This window comes from bacterium (assembly GCA_035281585.1).
Taxonomy (GTDB): domain Bacteria; phylum UBA10199; class UBA10199; order DSSB01; family DSSB01; genus DATEDP01.
The window spans coordinates 20,858-36,781 of sequence record DATEDP010000038.1 but is presented as its reverse complement, the minus strand read 5'-3'; the positions used below and the strand labels follow the sequence as shown (position 1 = coordinate 36,781).

Sequence of the window (15,924 nt, the reverse complement as noted above, 5' to 3'; positions counted from 1 at the left end):
GTATTTTCGTCACGTCCGCGAAAATAATGCCTAGCCCTCCAGACCTCCTCTTTCCCCTTCGAGAGATTTTGCAATGGGGGTGCCAGGGATTCAAAAATTCAAAGTTAAGTTTTTTCAGTGGTTTAGGGGAGAAAAGCCCGAAAGGAGTGCAGAAAATCTTGCCTATTCCTATAGCAATTGCCGTCGAGATAGGCAAAAAAATCAGCGTAAAAAAAATTAAAAAAAGAGCTAAACACCCCTGAATTAATCCGGTTGTTTAAGCGCCGTTGCCCCAGGCAACTCTCGCTCGTAATGAAAGATAATAGAGGCTGGAGGCGCAGTGGCCCGTCGTCGAATTTATTTTCTTCTTCTGATCCTGTTAAGCCTGAAGGTGGCGCCCGCCTGCGTCGGGGTAGGATCGAGCTTCTCCGGCGGGCCTGAGGGGGGGAATGCGATCGGGGGCCCTCTCCCTTTTCAAGGCGCGGCCGCGCCGGACGTGATGGGACCCAAGGCAGACGACACCCAAACGAACGACGATGAGTGGGTGGGCCCGGCAGTCTTGAGCAAGGGGCAGCGCCTTCTCTATGGAGCCGCTCCGCAAAGCGCCGCCGTGATGGATCCCAACGCAGATCCGGTCATGCTCTCTCTCCCCAATGGCGGAAGCTTAAATCTCTTGGTGGAGATTTCTTTGGACGGAATCGACTGGAGCGGCGACCTTGCCGGACCCTATATCCGTATCGTCTACCTGCCGCTGGACGCGAACGGGCAGCTTTCCTTGAACGGCCTTTTCCGCGACGTCCGACTAAACGGCGAAAACACCCAGGGATGGAACGCCGTCTTCGACGATTTGAACCTGGCTCCGGGCGAGATCAGCGTCTGGTACTATGAGCGGGCCGAAACGCTAGTCACGAAACAGAATTGGGATGACGCCTTCTTCTTCGCCCCGCCCTTGAACGTCTCCTTCGTCGAGGAGATGACTCCCATCCACTTCGCTGACTTTTGGAATTTCGCCGCCGAACCCTTCACGCGTCTCCTCGGCCGCTTCCGCCAGACGGCGGTCAGATACTGGACCCAACCCACCCAAACTACATGGCAACCCGTCCCCGCGGGGCTATATTAATCTCCTGTCGATGAACACCTTCAATTCCTTCACCCCCAAAGGCACGCCGAACTTCTCCAATTTCAGGTAGAGATTTCTCCGCGACATCCCCAAGGCGCGGGCCGCATTCACCTTGTGATAGCCGTGGTCCTTCAAGGTGAGCAGAATTTTTTCCAACTCCGGTTCCATGGAAGCAAGGACCGGCCTGCGCAGAGGCGAACCCGTTCCCTTTTTTTTCGAGGCAAAGAGTGCGGGCTTGAACTGGAGGGATGCCGGCGTGATGACCCTTTCTTCCGTGAAGAGCGCCGCCGTCTCCAGGGTGCTCTGCAGCTCCCGGATGTTTCCCGGCCAGCCGTAAGTCATGAGGACGCGCAGGGCCTCCGGATGCAGGCGGCAAGGCTTCGCTTTCGCCGCTCCCGCGATCTTTTGAAGAAAATGCTCGGACAGAAGGGGGAGATCCTCCAGACGCTCTCTTAAAGGGGGCAGGGTCACGGTGATGCCGTTGATGCGAAAGAAAAGGTCCTCGCGAAATTTGCCCTCCGCCACGAGCTCATGCAGGTCCCGATTGGAGGCGGAGACGACCCGCACGTCGACCTTGATTACTTCGTTCGACCCTAGGGGACGAACCTCCCCCTCTTGAAGGAAGCGCAAGAGCTTTGCCTGCAGATTCAAGCTCATGTCGGCGATCTCGTCCAAGAAGATGGTGCCCTTGTCGGCGTAGGCCAGAATGCCTTTCTTGTCGCGATCTGCGTGGGTGAAGGCTCCTTTCTTGTGTCCGAAGAGCTCCGATTCCATCAGGGTCTCCGGCAAGGCGCTGCAGTTTTCCGTCGCGAAGGGAAATTTCGCGCGGGAGCTGTTGTAGTGCAGGGCCCGGGCGATGGCTTCTTTGCCCGTGCCCGACTCGCCGTAGATCCACACCGGCACCTTCGCCTCGGTGATCCGATCGACCATGGAAAGGACCTGGACCATCTTCGGAGAGCGCCCCACGATCTCGCTGTATTCATTTTTGAGCTTGATGCGGTTTTCCTGAAGCTCCCGCTCCATGAGATCCATGCGGCCGCTTTGCTCGGTCACCCTCTCGGACAGATCGGCGTTGGATCTCTTGAGCTCCTCGATCATGCGGTCCTTCTGCAGGGCGAGGGCGGCCAAGTCGGCGAAGGCCTTCAAGGCCTTCAATGTTTCCTCTTCGAAAAGTCCCGCCTCGAATCGGTGGTCCAGATAAAACGCGCCCAAGACCCCCCGAGGGCCGTGGATGGGGAGGGCCAGGATGGAGGTGAGCTCCAACAGTTGAACGCTTTTCGCCTCCAGGAAGCGAGGGTCGGAGAGAGCGTTGTCGGTGAGCACCGGCTCGCCGGTGCGCATGGCCTCTTTTACGGCGGAGAGGCTGAAGGCGTATTCCTCGGTTTTGAGCTTTTCGCGGTTCACGTTGCGCGCCACCGCCACCCGAAAGCCGGGAATGGGGCCCTCTTCGCTCTCGCTTCGAAGGACCAGGAACCCGTTCTCCGCGCGAGAAAGGTTCATGGCCGTGTCCATAAGCCGGTTCAAGACCCGCTCCATGTCTTCTTCCCTTAAAAGCTCGCGGCTCAAGGCCGATAGGGAGTTTATGATTTCCATTTGCTTTCCTCCGGGTCGAATGGGGGGACTGGTCTTTGGCGATTGAGTCCCCGCCTGAACGAATTTTCGATAGTCGCTTCGTTCGGCGAAGCTCACCTTGAGGCTCAAAGGCAGATGAAAAAAGATTTCCGTTAGGATTTCGCGGATCGATTCGGCGGGCCCTCCGGCCGAGGTAAGGCGCCGAAGCTCTTGCTCCAAATTCCAAGGCGGAACGGGTTCGGTCTCGGAGCTTTTCGGCGCGGCTTCGAAAACTCCCTCTTTCACTTCCTTAAAAAACCGAAGGGCGTCGGAAGCCGCCTCCTTGGCCTGGGGCAAAAAATCGCCCATGCGGGACAGCTCCTTCAAATCCTCCTCCGCCTTGAAAAAACGTCCCGCGGCCGCCTCGGCCATGCAGCGCTGCTTCAAAGACTCGGCCAGATCGGCCAAGGGACTGAAAATGCGGAAGCCCTCCACGGCCTTCCCAAGGCGATCTAGCGCCGTGTGGAGACGCCCCCGTTTGCGGGCCAGAACTCCCCGATTGTTTCGCACCAAGGCGAGGTTCAACTCATCGCCGCTCTGAAAGGCCACGGCCTCGGCACGGGAATAAATTTGCTCCGCGCTCTCGGCTTGTCCAACGCTTAAATACAAGTTTCCTTCCTGCAAGAGCGTTGCGAAATAACCTTTGGCGAATCCCTCCTCTTGGTAGAGTCTCGCCGCCTCCTGAAAAAGTCTGCGGGCCCCTTCCCAATCTTTTTCCTCGCCAAGGGCCAAGCCTAAGTTTCTCAAAAGTTCCGCCCGACGCCGCCCGGATGGCCCCGCAAGCTTCAGGCCCGCCTCGAAATGCTTCTTGGCGGCGCCGAGATCTCCCTTTTGAAGATCATGGAGACCCAATTGGGCGAGGGCTTGAACGACGAAGGGATGGTGTGTCTCGTCCTTAAAGCGCTCCGCTTCCTTCACGCAGCGTTCCAATCGGCGAACGCCTTCGGAAAAATTTCCCAGATTTCGGTGAAGGATCCCCGAGGCGAGCCAGTACTTGACGGTCTTCAAGGGAAGAGGCTCATCGTCGGCCTTAAGCGCGAAGGCCTCCTCGCAAGACTCCAAGGCCTCCGGATTGCGGCCCCGTTGAATGAGAAAGTTGGTCTTGAGACGAAGAAGGCGGGAACGCTCCGCCTTGCCCTGGATCATCGGCAAGGCCTCCTCGATCAGCTCAAGGGCGCGGGAGACTTCACCGGCCTCGCCGTAGATCTCGCATTGCTCCCGCACCTGGGGATCCAAGCCCTTCGCATTCTTTAAAAAAAGGGCATGGTGAATTTTTTGAGGATGGGGATCCTTCGCCTTGGCCAAGGTCTCGGCCCAGGCCTGATGAATCTTTTCCAAGTCATCCAGCGGGACACTTTTCAGAAGGGCGGAAGCGAAGGAGGGAAGGGAAAGACGATAGCGCCTGTTCTCTCCCGGCCTCTTCTCCAAAAGACCCCGCTCGATCAAAGGCTGCAGGAGGCTTTTTAAAGGCTTCCCCCCTTCACGGAGGCCAAGCTTCGGACGCAGCTCGATCAGATTTTCCAGCTCGACGGGCTCCTGGGCCGCGGCGAAACAAAGCAAGAGGGTCTTCTCGTCGGCGGAAAGCCCTTGGAGACGGGCGAGGAAGAGGCGGTCGAGGCGGTTCAAGCTTTTTAACTCCTCCAGCCAGCGGAGGGAGAAGGGCTGTTTCGAAAGGGCCTGCTTCTCGCGGAGAAAATTCAGGGTTTCCAAAAGTAGCTGCGGATTTCCCGCCGTCTGCTCGAAGAGGGTCTTCGCCGCAACGGAAGCCGCCTCTTCCCCTAAGGCGCTCCGGACCATCGCCAAGACGTCCTGCCGGTTTAAATTTTTGAGAAAGATCTCCACGCATTCGGAGACCTGAAGCAAATTGGAGAAAAATCTTCGGCCCCCTTCACTTAAACCCTCATCGTTCCACTCGAAGAGAGCGGCGATTCCTTTTTCGCTGAAAGCTCCCCGCCTTAAGGAAAGCAACGGGGCCAACTCCGTCGGATCCAGGCTCTCAAGGGACCGAAAGAAGAAGGCCTTCCGTCGGGCGCCGGGCTGGATGAGCTCGCCCAAGCCTCGGCTGAAATTTTCCGGCTCGATCTCACGTACGGTGATTCCTTCCAAGGCGCATTTGAAGGCTAGCTCACGAAGAAATCTTTTCTTGCCCGTGCCGCTCATGCCATGAAGGGCGAAAATCGCCGAGCGTTCGTGAAGCTCCGCCAAGGCCCGGCCCGCCTTTTGGAAATGCCCCTCCGCCCCAAACATGCGCGCCGAATGGTAGTCGCCGAAAGGGCCTTGAGGCCGGTCGGCACCGCTCCCGCTCAAGGCCTCCAAGGCCTCAACGGCGCTTGAAAAACGGGAGCTCAGTTCCGTTTCGACCATCCGGTCGATGACCCGAGCCGGGAGGGCGAACTCGGGAGGAAGCTGAGGACAGGCTTCCGACAAAGGCAGCGCCGGCTTGCGGATCAGCTCCTGAAGGGAGCGGCAGCCGGCCCGGGGATGTCGCCTGGCGATGGCCTGGTAAAAGAGACTGCCTAAAGAAAATAGGTCGGAGGCGAAAGACGCAGAGCCGCTGAAGCACTCGGGCGCTAGATAAGGCAAGGTGCCCGCTGCCTTCTTTGGCGGGGCGCCTTCCAGGCTCGCCAGACCGAAATCCAAAATCCTCAAACGGCCTTTCCGGTCGATGAGCAGGTTGCTCGGCGAAAGATCGCCGTGAAGCACGGATTGGGAGTGCAGATACTGAAGGGCCTGCAAGGCCTCCTTCAACCAGGCCAAGATTTTTTCAAACCCGGCCTTTTTCGCCCCCAAGAAAAAATTCTCGCCTTCCACATAGTCCATCCAAAAACAGGGACCCTTTTCTTCTTCGAAGAGGGGAGCGCTTTGAACCTGATAGCCCAAAACGGAGACCAAGGCCGGGTGCCGGAGGCGAATCAGAAGCTTGGCCTCTTCTTCAAAAAGGCCGGGAGAGCTGTCCGGGTTCAAGACCTTGACGGCCACCTTTCGGCCTTGGGGATCCAAAGCGCCGTAGACCTCTCCCATGCCGCCTTCGCCCACCCTCCCCAAAATTTTCCAGCTCCGCCGCATCGAGAGATTTTAATACAAAATGTGCAATGTGCAAATACAAGATGTGTAAAAAATGTGTAGTTCATCTTCGGTGCATCTTAAAAAATTAAACAAAATCAGTAAATTAGCGACTGGCACCTGCATTGCTTTGCATGAGGTGAAGGTTTTTTATGGAAGACATCAACCCGGTCGAAACTCTCGAAGCCTACCTCAGGGGCGAATTAAGCTTGGAAGAGGCTTGCAGCCGCTTAAAGATTCACCGCAGCACCCTCTGGCGTAAATGCCGACGCCTCAAAAAGGCGGGCATTGAAGGCCTGCGCCATGGGCTCAAAGGCCGCCGCTCCAACCGGGCCGTTCCCATGAGCACCCGGGAAGAAATCTTAAAATTTTGGATCGAGAAGGCACAACCCGCCAGCATGTCGATCTACTCCTTTCACCGAAAGCTGCTCAGAAGCGAATACAAGGTGAGCTATTCCACCCTGCTTCGCTGGCTGTCGGGTAAAGAAGCGCAGGAAAGAGCATCTGAAGGTCCGCAAGAACCAAACAAGATGGCTGAGTAAGGTTTTTCAGCCATTATAGTCCGATCAGATGATTATCGAGGACGGCGCTTGTCGGTGCCCGCTGTATTGTATAGGTTTGATTCGTCGGTTGGTCGTGAAATTCGAGATTCTCCTGTCGGAAAGTGCCCAGGTGGCGGGTGAAGGGCTGAGCCGCGAAGTCCCAGAGCTGCTTGAAGTCGATGGCCGCCAGGTCCGCCTGCGCGGGGTCGTGCAGTTCCGGCGGAAGGAAGAGGGCCTCGTCCCAGGTTTGCTTCTTCACCGGCATGCTGCCGCACTCGTAATACCAGAGGCTCAATTCGCCGGGATTCAAGGTCAAATTCTCGAAGACGACGTTGAATCCTTCCGCATTTTTGTCAATCAAGCGGGCGTCTTGAAAGAAGCCGTTCATCATGAGCCGGCCATCGGCGTCGTAAGGTAGGTAGACCAAACGAAGGTAAGGTCCGCCGATGCCATCGCTCCTCCATTCTCCAACGCTGCCTTCCTCAAAATAAAGCTCCACGATCAATTTTAGGTCGCTGCCCGGAGGAATGTGCAGGCCGATGGGGCCGGCGTCGGGGTCCACCACATGGGTGTTTTTGGCGATGGGGCCGAAGCGCATGCGTTGGCCGTCGCTAATAACCTGCTGGGCGGTCCACTCGTTGTCACCCAAGTGGGAGTCGTCTCCCTTGGGTTCCATAATGTCGGGGGCCGCGGCGTTGGCGCTGCCGGCCGGGCTTTGAAAGGGCGGAGGCGCGAGGCTGGGCTCCTCTTCGCTTTCACTTGGGGTTTCGATTTGGGTTTGGGGCAGGGGGGCCGTGACCGGGTTCAAGCCTCCACCGGAAAGGTTCAATCCCGAAGTGCAAGCGAAGGATCCGGTGAGGCACAAGACGGCCCAGAGTAAAATCGCGATCCAATGTGGGGCACCCGTGCTCCCTCCGGTTGAATGCTCGATTTGTATTCGTTGTCTCATTTCTAAAGACCCTAACAACAGCCCTTGTTCTCAGCGATCATGTATTTATCGGATAGCACATGACCGTCTCCGCAAACCAGAAACGATGCCCAAGATAAAATTTTGGCCATCGGATTTTGGTAGCACTTTTATTGAACAAATGACATCCGACTTGTCGTGTGGTGAAATGAGTCTCGACTTCGTTCTTGTCGGCTCATGGAAAAATTCCATTTAACTCCTGATTTGGCGATCGTGGGCGCGGGACCGGTAGGCTGTTTGACGGCCTTATCGTTTGCGCATCGCGGAGCCCAGGTTCTCCTTTTGGAGGCCAACCCCGCCGGAGCGGATCGGCTCGCGGGGGAATGGCTTCACCCGCCGGCCGTTCAAATCCTGGAAAGACTCGGCGTCAATGTCCCGGCTTCCGGTGGGCATAACACCGGAGCGGGTTATGTGGTTTTTCCCGATGACCGCTCCGAGCCGATTGTTTTGAAATATCCCGAGGGTTTAAAGGGAATAAGCTGTGAGCATAAACATCTGGTTCTCGCCCTTCGCGAAGCGGTGGTGTCGCAGCCTTCCATCCAATTTATCTCCTCCGTCCGCGCCACCCGGATTGAAGGGAAAAAATTGACTTTCCGAAATGAGGATCAGGATCTTGCGAAGACCGTTACGGCCGGCCAGATCGTCGGCGCTGATGGCCGCGCGTCTTGGGTCCGAAGGCAGTTGGGGGATCCGAATCATAGTGTCACGGTTTCTCTCATGGCCGGAATTCTTTTAGAAAATGCCGAGCTTCCCTATGAGGGGTTCGGGCACGTCGTGTTGGGAGGGCCTGGACCGGTTTTGATTTTTCGGATTAGCCCCCGGTATTTGCGGATTTGTTTGGATGTTCCCGCTCATCGGCACAGCGTCAAAGAAGCATCCGCTTATCTTTGGAACGCGTATGGCCCAGTTCTTCCGTCGGCTTTGCTCCCTGCGTTTCAAGATGCCTTGCAAAAACGTCCCATCCTTTGGGCGGCGAACCAATTCCGTTCCCGATTTTATTATGGGGAGAATGGAATCCCCTTGGTAGGAGACGCCGTCGGCCACTTTCATCCACTCACGGCCGTAGGGTTAACTCTGGGCTTCATGGATGGGGACTGTCTAGCCCGCAGTTCTTGTTTTGAGGACTATCGGAAAGAGCGCTCGGCTCTCAGCTATGTTCCTGAGTTATTGGCCTACTCTCTCTATCGAGTCTTCACCAACCAAGATGCGGGAAGCGTTGCCTTGCGAAAATCCGTTTACCGTACCTGGCGGGAAAATCCCTTTGAACGCCAGCGGACCATGCGACTTTTAGCGGGGCTTGAAACCGACCCATCCCAGTTTCGCAAAGCTTTTCTCAAGATGATGCGGTCGGCTATGTCGGGGGCCCTGAAAACCTATCAATGGCGTTCGATGATCGGTGCGTTCGGCGGGTTTATGGAATGGTTCCAATGGTTGCGGGCGAATGCCGCTGAGCTACGCCAATCCGCCAACGCCCACGACGGGAAGAAATGCCTGTAGTTGTCGTACTTCTACAGTTTGTAGTTTTTCTACTGAGGCATACGTTTCGAACAATTCTTTCCCAAAAAAGACGATACGATATTTGAAACCAAATCATCTCAGATCTTCGAGGGCTCTCATGAACGCATTATTTTCACGAATCCATCTCCTATTTGGTTCCGCTAACATCGCAGGAGCCGTCGCGCTTCCGGAACTGGCCAGGCTTTCGAGGCCCGTCCCTCAAAAAATTCCAGCGACGGCAACGCGCCTTATCCGCCAACTTGATCCTGAAAACCCGTACTCCGAAAAGAACTCCGGCCCCTTGCGGCAGGAAAGCTCTTCGTCGCAAAGGGTCGTGCCGCCCCTTTGGAGAGAGCGCCCTGTCCGCCAACTGGATCTCGAGAATCCCTACTCCGAAAAGAACTCCGGCCCCTCGACCGCACCGGCCGAAATGAGAAAACGCGAGATCGATGAGGTCAATCCGTATGCCGATGAGAGTCGCGCCACTCCGCCAGTGCCCACAACGGGAAGTAATGCCGGTAGTTGTCGTAGTTGATGAGACAGGTCTTGTTGAAGACGCCGACCAGCGACTCGCGCGCCCAGCTCCCATCCACCTCCTGGCGGCCGACAAGGAACCGGGCGGCGCGGCGAGCCGGCTCGCTGGCGCCCGCCCCCGCGCGCACGAGCGCGGAGAGCGCCCACGCCGTCTGCACGACCTGTCCGCGCGAATGCTGGACGTAGCGCCGCTCGCGGCAGCTCTGGCCGCTTTCGCCCCATGACCCGTCGGGCTTCTGCCGGCCGACGAGGAAATCCACCGCTCGGGCCAGCGCCGGATCGTCCCGGCGGGCCCCGGCCGCGACCAGGCCGCTGACGCCGAACCAAGTGCCGTAGGTGAAACAGACGGCCCATGATCCCTCGAAGCTGCCGTCGGCTCGCTGGCGGGTCCGTAAGAAGTCCCCGCCACGGGCGATGGCGCGATCGACGCCCTCGAGATGAGGGAAGCGCGTCCGTGCCTGCGCTAGCGCCTGCAGCACGGCGCTCGTGCACTCGACGTAAGAGTAGTCCACCATAATGTCGCCGAATACTTCCGACGGATTGAGTCTCTCCAGCCAGGCGCCGCCTCGCTTTAGCTCATAGGTCGCCCAGCCGCCGTCCTGGTTCTGCCAGCTCTGGAGCAGGCCGACGGAGGCTTCGAGGAGCTCGGGCGGAATCCGGTCCGAAGCCTCGATCTTGGACTCGAGTGCCAACGCGCACTTCAGGCCTTCGGCGGTGCAGTCGGTGATGGGCCAGCCATGAGGCCGGTTGGAGAACGGCCAGCCGCCGCGCGAGCGGTGGCGGTAGTGCGCTTCGAGCTCAGGGACGTCGTCGAGGATCTGATTGTCGCGGACGAACGTGTAAGCGCGCCTGACGACCGGGTCGTGGCCGCCGGCCGCCAGCACCGCCTGCAGGGCGAAGGCGGTATCCCAGAGCTCGCTCGAGTTGTAGCTCTGCATCTTCATGCCGTCGTGGCCGTCCCAGAGATAGCCTTCGAGCGCGGTGAAGCTGCGCTCGACTTCGGCGTCGGCGCGGCGGAAGCAGTGGACGAGCGTGTTCAGGACCGCGTTCACCGGCCCGATGCGAATGAAGCTGGTCGTGCGATCCTCGAACTGGATGTGGCGAAGGCACTCGTCGAGGGCACGTCGCCGGAGCGATCGCGGCACCAAGCGCTCGAGGCCGTCGAGGGCGCGGTTGACGGCGCGGAGGGCCAGCGAGGGTGCGGTGTAGCGGTCGGTGGCGGCGAGCACGTTGCGCTGGGCCTCCCAAGCGATCGCGGCGTAGCGCCCTTGATAGAGCTCGGCCCGCAGCGCCCGGATGAGGTCCCCGGCGGGGACGGCAGAGCGCGTCCCGTAGAGCCAGGCCATGGGCAAGTAGACCTGGCGGCAGTGACACCACAGGCGCGCCGGGTGGAATGGAGCGGCATAGGGCAGGAGCCAGAGCTCCGGCGGGACCGGGTGGATGCCTCGCCAGTCGTAGAGGTTGAGCACGCAGAGGAAGTGCTTGCCCCAGGGCGCCGCGCCGAGCGGCGACCCGTTCGCGTGGATCCAGCGCAACATGCGGGCGGCGCGGGGGTCGTCGGGAGCGGTGCCGAGGATGCGTAGGGCCACGTAGCCAAGCACCGTGGTGAACATCGAGCCCTGGGTGTCCTCGGCGTGGAGCCCCAGGCTTCCGTCTTCGCGTTGAGCGCTGGCTAAATACTCGAGCATGCGCCTGCGGCGCCGCTCGTCGACGGGGCGGCCCGCAGCGTGGGTGAGGCCCACGTACATCGGCAAAAGGAACATCGGTCCGCCGTAGTCGCCGGCCCAACTTCCGCGCGCTTCCTGGCGGCGCGCGAGGTTCTCCACGGCCCTGGCGATGGCGTTCTCGACGATCACAAAAATGCCATGCGCGACCGCGACGCGGAACGCAATTAAAAAGAGATTCACATCCACGGCCGCGCGCTAAGACGCTTCACGGTTTCATTTCTACGTGAGAGGAATTCGTGACTTGTCGCTTGCTTGGGGAACGACCTTCACTTTATATTTTCGAGAAATTGGAGCACGCGACGAAGAGGAAGGGGGCCCGATGAATGCCACTAAAGCTGCCAAATACGTCGGCTACTTCGACAAAGAGGTCCTGGAGCGCAAGGAAAACTACGCTTCATTGGTCAACACCTACTACGAGCTCGTCACCGATTTCTACGAATTCGGCTGGGGCAGGTCCTTTCATTTTGCGCCGCGTCGCCGCGGCGAGAGCTTCAAAGATTCTCTGACCCGAATGGAGCGCTATCTGGCCCAAAAGTTAGGTCTGGCCCAGCACAGCGTCGTTCTCGACGCTGGTTGCGGTGTCGGCGGTCCGATGCGCGAAATCGCGCGCTACACCGGCGCCAGGATAGTCGGCATCAACATTAACGCCGATCAAGTCACGCGCGCCCGTAAATATAACCGTGCCGCGCAACTCGACGGCCAATGCAGCGTCGTCCACGGCGATTTCATGGAGCTTCCGGTGGAGGACGCGTCGTTCGACGCCGCCTTTGCCATCGAAGCCACGTGTCATGCGCCTGATCGCACCGCGTCGTTCTCCGAAATCGCGCGAGCCCTCCGGCCAGGTGGACTGTTCGCGGTTCAGGAATGGTGCATGACGGACGCTTACGAACCCGGTAACCCGTTGCACGAACAGTTGAAGCATGACATCGAGGTCGGAGACGCCTTGCCCGAGCTCACCGGGACGAATGCCGTCGACGAGGCGTTCATCGCCGCCGGCTTCGAAATTCTGATGCGCCGCGACCTTCGGCAGGACTCGGATCCGGAGCTGCCCTGGTATCACCCTTTGACCGGCCGTGAGCTCTCGCTCTCCGGCCTGCCGCGCACGCAATTCGGGCGCAAGCTCACGAACAGATTCGTTCATCTCCTCGAAAAGCTGCGGCTTGCGCCCAAGGGCACCAAGGCGGTAAGTGACATGCTGATGCGGACTTCGGATGCCTTGGTGGCCGCCGGCGAGCTGGGCATCTTCACCCCCATGTATTTCGTGCTCGCTCGGAGGTGACACCATGCAAACCGATGTATTGCAGACCAAGCGACCGCCGACGTTTGCAGAGGCGAGCACCCGCCGACAAAAAGCACGAGCCGCCGGCCTCGTTCCCGATCACTGGTATATCGTCGCTCGCGCCAACGAACTCCGACCCGGAGACATGAAGGAGATCGTATTCTCCAAGCAATCGATCGCGCTTTATCGGGGCCAGGACGGAGAGTACCGAGCCATTGAGAACCGTTGTGCGCACCGATCGCTCAAGCTGACGACGGGGGTCGTCGAGGGTTGCAATCTGATTTGCCAGTATCATGGGTGGATGTACAACGGCGACGGCCGGTTGATTGGAGTGAAACACGATCGATTTGGCCATGAATTGCTGAATCTCCGTATTCGGAGCTATCCGGTTGCGGTCAGTGACGGGCTTGTTTGGATGTTTCCGGGCGATAGTAAAAAGGCGAACCAAACGCCGATTCCGGCGCTACCGGAGATGGGGTCCGGCAGCGGATGGAGTCACTACGTGCGCGAGTACCGCTGGCAGTGCCACCACTCCATGGTTATCGACAACTTGTGCGACTTGAGTCACGGGTACTTGCATCGAAGGACCAGACCCTTCGGCTACGATGCCAGGCTCACTCGCTACCAATCGGGCGCCGACGACGTGACCATCGAGTATCAGGTCCGGATCGGCGACAGCAAGCTCATGAACGCGCTATTCGATCGTCGGCAGATGCCATCCGGGTCGCTTCTTCTGAAGTGCGACTATCCATATTTTTGGTCATGGACGGACGATTACATCAAGATCTTCGTGAGTTTCATCCCAGTGGACGAACGGACCACGCATTTCTTCATGGTCGGTCTGGTTCGACCTATGAATTTCCCTTACACCGGCTGGAAACTCCCGAAGTGGGCAATGGAGGCCGTCGTCAGGTACTTGTCTCCCTTGGAGCTCGACAAGATCATGAAAGAAGATCAGGCCGCGCTGAGTTGGGAAATCGACGCCTACGAGCGCCATTGGAATGAACCGGCCATCGAGCTGAATCCGGTGGTCAATGCGGTGCAGGATCTGATCATTGGGAAGTGGACGGCATACATGAAGTCCGAGGCTTAGTGAGAATTTACCAATGGACCCGTCGCACGCCACCTCAACCCTCTACGCCCGGCCGTACCGGCCGCGCGCAGTCGCTTTCGTCAACGGCGCCGGCCGCCTCTTCGAGCGGGCCCGGCTTGGCCGGGTCGACCTCGGCGAGGAGCGGCTGTTACGGACCGCCCAGCGCCGGGCCGGCCTCGAGGATTTCGGGGAGCCGTCGTTCCGGGAGCCGCTCGCCCGGCTGCTCGCCGCCATTGAGCGCGAGGCGCGGCTCACCCCGGTCGGGCGCCTCCTCATCCGGGAGCGGCTGAGCGGGCTGCTCCAGAACCGGTTGCGTGCGGTCTCGCTCTTCGCGCGCCGACCGGAAGTGCTAGACCTCGAGCTTGCGCCGCCGATCGTGATCGCCGGTCTCCCTCGGACCGGCACCACGCTCCTTCACCGGCTGCTCGCGGCGGACCCCTCGCTTCGGGCGCTTCGTTCGTGGGAAGCGCTCAATCCGGCGCCGTTCCCGGGTCGGCACCTGGCCCAAGGCCGGCGCGACCCCCGGATCCGGATGGCCGAGCGAAGCGTGCGGGGGATCACTTACCTCGCCCCCGACTTCCTGGCCGTTCATCCGGTCGACGCCCACGCACCGGAGGAGGAGCTCCTGCTCCTTGACGTCTCGTTCCGGAGCACGGTGGCGGAGGCGCTTCTGCGGGTGCCGAGCTTCGCCCGGTGGCTCGAGGAGCAGGATCAAACGCCGGCCTACGTGTGGGCCCGCGATCTGCTGAAGCTTCTCGCCTGGCAGGGGGGCGGACGGTGCTGGGTGCTGAAGACGCCGCACCATCTCGAGTGGCTCGACACGCTGCTCGCGGTTTTCCCGGGCGCGACCATCGTGCAGACGCATCGCGACCCGGCTCGGATCCTACCGTCGCTCTGCAGCCTGTTCGCCCACGCCCGGGGGGTGTTCAGCGATGAGGTTGACCCGATCGAGATCGGTCGCGACTGTACGAGGAAGGTGCGGCGCATGATCGATCGGGCGATGGACAGCCGCGACCGGCACCGCGAGGCGCGCTTCGCCGACGTAGCCTATGAGGCCCTCGTCCGGGATCCGATCGGCGAGGTCGAGCGGCTATACGCGCGGGTCGGGCTGGTCCTGTCGGCCGAGGCGCGGCGGGCGATGGAGGGGACGCTCCGCGACCACGGCCGCGAGCGCCATGGGAAGCACGTCTACCGGGCGGCCGATTTCGGCCTCGACGAGCGCCGGATCTCCGAGACATTCGCCGACTATCGCAAGCGGTTCGAGGTGGGGTCGGGGTGATCTTTCGGTTGCCATTGTCGGTACGAATTGCCAACCGCGCATTCGGTGGGTTGGAAGACCTCGGCGTGCGCGCCCTCCCCATCGACGCGGATCGCTATCTCGCATCCGCGATTAAGGCAACGGGCTGCGCTGACCTTGGCGAGCTCGGCGACGGCTTCCGCGTCTTATGCCGGGCCTTCGAGGCGGAGGCCAACCTCAGCTTGATCGGTAGGATCGGAGTCGGATCGGAGATCGGCAATCGCCTGAGACAACGCTTGCGCATCATCCGAGACCTCTCGTCTCATCCCGAGATCCATGACGAGAAAATCGTCGCGCCGGTATTCATCGTCGGGTTGCCTCGCACCGGGACAACCATGCTGCACAAGATGCTTGCAACAGACCCGAAGCTCCGCGCTCCGGCGAACTGGGAACTGCTGGAGCCATCGCCACCATCGACCCCAAGCGATGGGGCGGATGACCCGCGCATCCAACGCGCGAAACGCAAGGTAAGAGCCCTCGAATATCTCGCTCCGAGCCTACGCGCCATACACTCCATCGAAGCCACTGCTCCGGACGAGTGCTATCACCTCTATAGCCTTTCATTCACCGAGATAGCGTTCAATGGCATGGGACACATACCATCCTACATCGACTGGCTGACCACGACGAATTGGTTGCCCCCGACGCGCTTTCATCGCGACGTGCTGAAGCTCCTCCAGTGGAAACGCCCGGCGAAAACTTGGGTGCTCAAGGCTCCCGCTCATCTGTCTCGCATCGCGGAGCTCCTGGCGGTATATCCGGACGCTCGCTTCATCTGGACTCATCGGCCGGTCGGCACCATTGCTGCTTCCGGCTGCAGCCTGCAAGAACACGCGCGAACCATGCTCGGACGCGCTGTCGATCCAGGGCAGGTGGGTCGCGACTGGTTGCGTCTTTGGGGGTGGATGGCAAGCCGGGCGGTAAAAGCACGTTCGTTCATTCCCCCCGCCCAACTCTTCGATCTTACGATGGCAGAGATCGTGGCGGATCCTCGGGGCGCAATCCAGCGAGCGTACCGACATCTTGGGCTTGATTACAGTCCCGAGCTGGACGGCGGCATCACCGCATGGGTCCACAGCAATCCGGTCGACAAACATGGAGCCCACAAGTACTCGCTCGAACGCTACGGCTTGACGGCCAATGTAGTCGACAGAACGTTCGAGGAGTATATGAGCATTCGGCCCTGACCATGAAACGATCTCACCGAACTGGGCA

General features: G+C 59.7%; 10 protein-coding genes. 7 read left to right on the top strand and 3 right to left on the bottom strand.

The genetic code is table 11. The features are described from left to right. The first annotated feature begins 478 nt into the window (after positions 1-478). Positions 479-1,099 carry a hypothetical protein gene (locus VJR29_02835; protein ID HKY62330.1) on the top strand — a complete coding sequence of 207 codons (621 nt, stop codon included), beginning with the start codon at positions 479-481 and terminating at the stop codon, positions 1,097-1,099. Here VJR29_02835 and VJR29_02830 read toward each other — a convergent pair. Next, positions 1,091-5,776 (bottom strand): sigma 54-interacting transcriptional regulator, encoded by a 4,686-nt coding sequence (locus VJR29_02830; GenBank protein HKY62329.1) that lies wholly within the window; start codon positions 5,774-5,776, stop codon positions 1,091-1,093. The genes VJR29_02835 and VJR29_02830 overlap by 9 nt on opposite strands. Before the next feature lie 149 nt (positions 5,777-5,925). On the opposite strand from VJR29_02830, the gene VJR29_02825 reads away from it, so the two are divergent. Beyond that, complete coding sequence (locus VJR29_02825; GenBank protein HKY62328.1) at positions 5,926-6,315, top strand: helix-turn-helix domain-containing protein; 390 nt, start codon at positions 5,926-5,928, stop codon at positions 6,313-6,315. Between the two features lie 13 nt (positions 6,316-6,328). Here VJR29_02825 and VJR29_02820 read toward each other — a convergent pair whose 3' ends face one another. Continuing rightward, a complete protein-coding gene (locus VJR29_02820) occupies positions 6,329-7,123 on the bottom strand; it encodes a hypothetical protein (GenBank protein HKY62327.1) in 795 nt (264 codons plus the stop codon). Positions 7,124-7,459: 336 nt separating this feature from the next. On the opposite strand from VJR29_02820, the gene VJR29_02815 reads away from it, so the two are divergent. Next, positions 7,460-8,779 (top strand): FAD-dependent oxidoreductase, encoded by a 1,320-nt coding sequence (locus tag VJR29_02815; protein HKY62326.1) that lies wholly within the window; start codon positions 7,460-7,462, stop codon positions 8,777-8,779. Between the two features lie 455 nt (positions 8,780-9,234). Here VJR29_02815 and VJR29_02810 read toward each other — a convergent pair whose 3' ends face one another. Then, positions 9,235-11,226, bottom strand: a complete 1,992-nt coding sequence (locus tag VJR29_02810; protein HKY62325.1) for a terpene cyclase/mutase family protein — start codon at positions 11,224-11,226, stop codon at positions 9,235-9,237. A 133-nt stretch (positions 11,227-11,359) separates the two neighbouring features. On the opposite strand from VJR29_02810, the gene VJR29_02805 reads away from it, so the two are divergent. The 4 genes from VJR29_02805 to VJR29_02790 are packed head-to-tail and all read left to right on the top strand — an operon-like array spanning position 11,360 to position 15,896. After that, positions 11,360-12,319: a methyltransferase domain-containing protein gene (locus VJR29_02805; protein ID HKY62324.1), complete on the top strand. Its 960-nt coding sequence runs from the start codon at positions 11,360-11,362 to the stop codon at positions 12,317-12,319. A 4-nt stretch (positions 12,320-12,323) separates the two neighbouring features. Continuing rightward, positions 12,324-13,412 (top strand): aromatic ring-hydroxylating dioxygenase subunit alpha, encoded by a 1,089-nt coding sequence (locus VJR29_02800; GenBank protein HKY62323.1) that lies wholly within the window; start codon positions 12,324-12,326, stop codon positions 13,410-13,412. A 13-nt stretch (positions 13,413-13,425) separates the two neighbouring features. Beyond that, a complete protein-coding gene (locus VJR29_02795; GenBank protein HKY62322.1) occupies positions 13,426-14,691 on the top strand; it encodes a sulfotransferase in 1,266 nt (421 codons plus the stop codon). Next, positions 14,688-15,896: a sulfotransferase gene (locus tag VJR29_02790; GenBank protein ID HKY62321.1), complete on the top strand. Its 1,209-nt coding sequence runs from the start codon at positions 14,688-14,690 to the stop codon at positions 15,894-15,896. Before VJR29_02795 ends, VJR29_02790 begins: the two co-directional genes overlap by 4 nt. Positions 15,897-15,924 lie beyond the last annotated feature (28 nt).

Coding starts and splice junctions, on each gene's coding strand:
- VJR29_02835 (HKY62330.1), top strand. CDS start 479: ATGGGACCCAAGGCAGACGACACCCAAACGAACGACGATGAGTGGGTG.
- VJR29_02830 (HKY62329.1), bottom strand. CDS start 5,776: ATGCGGCGGAGCTGGAAAATTTTGGGGAGGGTGGGCGAAGGCGGCATG.
- VJR29_02825 (HKY62328.1), top strand. CDS start 5,926: ATGGAAGACATCAACCCGGTCGAAACTCTCGAAGCCTACCTCAGGGGC.
- VJR29_02815 (HKY62326.1), top strand. CDS start 7,460: ATGGAAAAATTCCATTTAACTCCTGATTTGGCGATCGTGGGCGCGGGA.
- VJR29_02805 (HKY62324.1), top strand. CDS start 11,360: ATGAATGCCACTAAAGCTGCCAAATACGTCGGCTACTTCGACAAAGAG.
- VJR29_02800 (HKY62323.1), top strand. CDS start 12,324: ATGCAAACCGATGTATTGCAGACCAAGCGACCGCCGACGTTTGCAGAG.
- VJR29_02795 (HKY62322.1), top strand. CDS start 13,426: ATGGACCCGTCGCACGCCACCTCAACCCTCTACGCCCGGCCGTACCGG.